This is a genomic window from Pseudarthrobacter sp. (assembly GCF_036675385.1).
In the GTDB taxonomy this organism is placed as follows: Bacteria; Actinomycetota; Actinomycetes; order Actinomycetales; family Micrococcaceae; genus Arthrobacter.
Genome location: NZ_JAKFFD010000101.1, coordinates 1 through 2,899 on the forward strand (window position 1 = coordinate 1; position 2,899 = coordinate 2,899).

A 2,899-nucleotide genomic window follows, 5' to 3' on the forward strand; every position below is an offset into this window, starting at 1 on the left:
GAGACGGACCTGCCCGAAACCGAAGCGGCTGTCAGGAACCTCCCCGTCGCGGAACTGCACCTGCACATTGAGGGCACACTGCAGCCGGAACTGATCCTCGAACTGGCCGAACGCAACGGCATCACCCTCCCGTACTCCGGCCTGGAGGAGCTCCGGGGACTGTACGAGTTCACGGACCTGCAGTCCTTCCTGGACCTGTACTACGCCAACATGGCGGTGCTGCAGACCGAGCGGGACTTCGCCGATATGACCCGCGCCTACCTCGCCCGCGCCGCCGCAGCGGGGGTCCGGCACGCGGAGATCATGATGGACCCGCAGGCCCACCTGTCCCGCGGCGTCAGCCTGGAAACCTGCGTCAACGGCGTGGCCTCCGCCCTGGCCACCTCCCAGGAGGACTTCGGCATGTCCACCCTGCTGATTGCCGCATTCCTGCGGGACCAGTCCGAGGAATCGGCGCTGGAGGTCCTGGACGGCCTGCTGGCCATGAATGCCCCCATCGCGGCGATCGGCCTGGATTCGGCCGAGGTGGGCAACCCGCCGGCCAAGTTTGAGCGGCTGTTCGCCAAAGCCCGCGAAGCGGGCCTGCGGCTGACCGCGCACGCAGGCGAGGAGGGACCGCCGTCGTACATTATCGAAGCGCTGGACATCCTGGGAGTGGAACGGATTGACCACGGCATCCGCTGCATGGAGGACCCGGACCTGGTGGAGCGGCTGGTGGCGGACCGGATTCCGCTGACGGTCTGCCCGCTCTCGAACGTCCGGCTGCGTGCCGTGGACACCCTGGCAGACCATCCCTTGCCGGCCATGCTCGCCGCCGGGCTCAACGTCTCCGTGAACTCGGATGATCCGGCCTACTTCGGTGGGTACGTGGATGACAACTTTTCCCAGCTGAAGGCCGTTTTTGACCTTTCAGACTTCGACAGGTCACGGCTCGCGGCCAATTCCATCCATTCGTCGTTCGCCTCCGAGGAGCGAAAAGCAGAGCTTCTGGACGAACTGAACCGCGGGTAGCTACGCGCGTTCGCACTCGCTACACTTATGCCCGAGCGCGTCCGGGGAAGAGTCCGGCGATACCCGGAACTTGCGCTCCAGGGTTGAGTAAACAGCCCCCTAGCCGAGACTCCTGCCTCACTTGTGCTGTAATCCGCGTCATAGTCGGTCATGACACGAAGAGTTAACCAATTCAAGTCGCGCGATTTAACAGGATCTTGGCAGGATGCCTAGTGACAGATCGCATTACGCAAGGGGAATCATGGCCAAGTCCATCGCAGATAACACCGACCTCCGACTCAAGACCGTGCTGCACGTCCTGACGGAAGGCGTCTGGTCCGGCGGTTCACTCAATGCCGGCGAGGTTCTGGCGGAAGCCACCGCGCGCGTGCCGTTCAGTGATCACGAGGCCACGCTGCTCAGCGGCGGCATTCCGCGTGGACACAAGACGCTCACGTCCGCCACGGCCAAGCTGGTCAAGGCCGGCTGGCTGGTCAAGGGCCGTTCCGGCTGGACCATCACCGATGACGGCATGCGCGCCACGGTCGCGTTCCCCGATGCGGATTCCTTCGCCACAGCGCTCGACGCCGGCACTCCGGTTCCTGCCGACGTCGCCATTCCGCCGGCGCCGGCACCCGCAGCGGCAGCGGCACCGGCAGCCAAGGCGGCTCCCGCCAAGAAGGCCCCGGCAAAGCGGACTCCCGCGAAGAAGGCCGCCGACGCCGTCGGGAAGGCCGCGAAGGCAATCGAGGACGCCATCGAGGACGCCGTGGAGCCCGTGGTCAAGGCGGTCCGCTCGCGCAAGGCAGCGCCCAAGGCTGCGCCCAAGGCAAAGGCCGAAGCGCCCGCTGTGGAGACTCTCCCGCAGCCCGAGGCCGTGGCGGTTGCCGGCGACTTCAACACCATCCTGGGCGCGCCGGAAAACTGGGCCCCGCAGTACGACGAGGCCCAGCTGACGCTCGATGCCCTGGACCAGCTGTGGAAGATCAGCGCCGACCTGCCCGCCGGCTCGTACACGTTCAAGATCGCCCTGAACCGCTCGTGGGATGAGAACTACGGCGCGTTCGGCACGTTTGATGGCCCCAACCACGAACTGCACCACGACGGCGGCACGGTCACCATCCGCTACGACCACCGCACGCGGGACATCACCATCAACTGACCGGGCCCCTCGCCTGCTGAGTTTTCGTCCAGATAACGGCATCTGCGGGCGGATTTAGGGTCAGTATCTGGACAAAAACTCCGGAGTGAAGCAGTGTGGAAACCGGTCGTCCTGGCCGGTTTCCACAGCACTGTTTCCCACAAAGGAGATGTAAAAGTGACCCTACCTTCAGGCCTTACCTCGGGCGTCTGGACCCTGGACATGTCGCACAGCGAGATCGGCTTCACTGTCCGGCACGCGGGCATCAGCAAGGTCCGCGGACGTTTCACGGACGCCTCGGCCGAAGCCCGCGTTGGCTCATCCCTCGCCGACGCTTCGCTTCACGCCACGGTCAAAACGGCCAGCTTCGATTCCGGCGACGCCAACCGCGACGGGCACGTCAAGGGCGCGGACTTCTTCGATGTGGAGGAGTACCCCGAGATGACGTTCCGGGCCACCGCGGTGGAGGGCGACGGCGAGGATTACACGCTCACGGGCGATCTCACCATCCGCGGAATCACCAAGCCGGTGGAGCTGGAGGTCGAGTTCACCGGGGTAGCTGTGGACCCCTTTGGTGCCACCCGCGCAGGATTCTCCGCGGAGTGCGAGATCAGCCGCAAGGAGTTCGGCCTGACCTGGAACGCCGCACTGGAAGCCGGCGGCCTGCTGGTCAGCGACAAGGTGAAGATCAACGTCGAAGCTGCGCTGGTTAAGCAGTCCTGACTGCCATGAGTTTTTCCTGGCGCCGCGATGACTCCGGCCGGGACA

The 2,899-nt window shown here is 65.2% G+C and carries 3 protein-coding genes; all 3 read left to right on the top strand.

Annotation, left to right across the window (positions count from 1 at the left end):
* Nucleotides 1-9 precede the first annotated feature (9 nt).
* The 3 genes from V6M49_RS08000 (at nt 10) to V6M49_RS08010 (ending at nt 2,854) form a co-directional block, all read left to right on the top strand.
* Nucleotides 10-1,011: an adenosine deaminase gene (locus V6M49_RS08000; RefSeq protein ID WP_332760791.1), complete on the top strand. Its 1,002-nt coding sequence runs from the start codon at nt 10-12 to the stop codon at nt 1,009-1,011.
* A 241-nt stretch (nt 1,012-1,252) separates the two neighbouring features.
* Nucleotides 1,253-2,152, top strand: coding sequence for a pullulanase X25 domain-containing protein (locus V6M49_RS08005; protein ID WP_332760790.1), 900 nt, complete (start codon nt 1,253-1,255; stop codon nt 2,150-2,152).
* Nucleotides 2,153-2,308: 156 nt separating this feature from the next.
* Nucleotides 2,309-2,854, top strand: a complete 546-nt coding sequence (locus V6M49_RS08010) for a YceI family protein (RefSeq protein WP_141139636.1) — start codon at nt 2,309-2,311, stop codon at nt 2,852-2,854.
* The last annotated feature ends 45 nt before the right edge of the window (nt 2,855-2,899 follow it).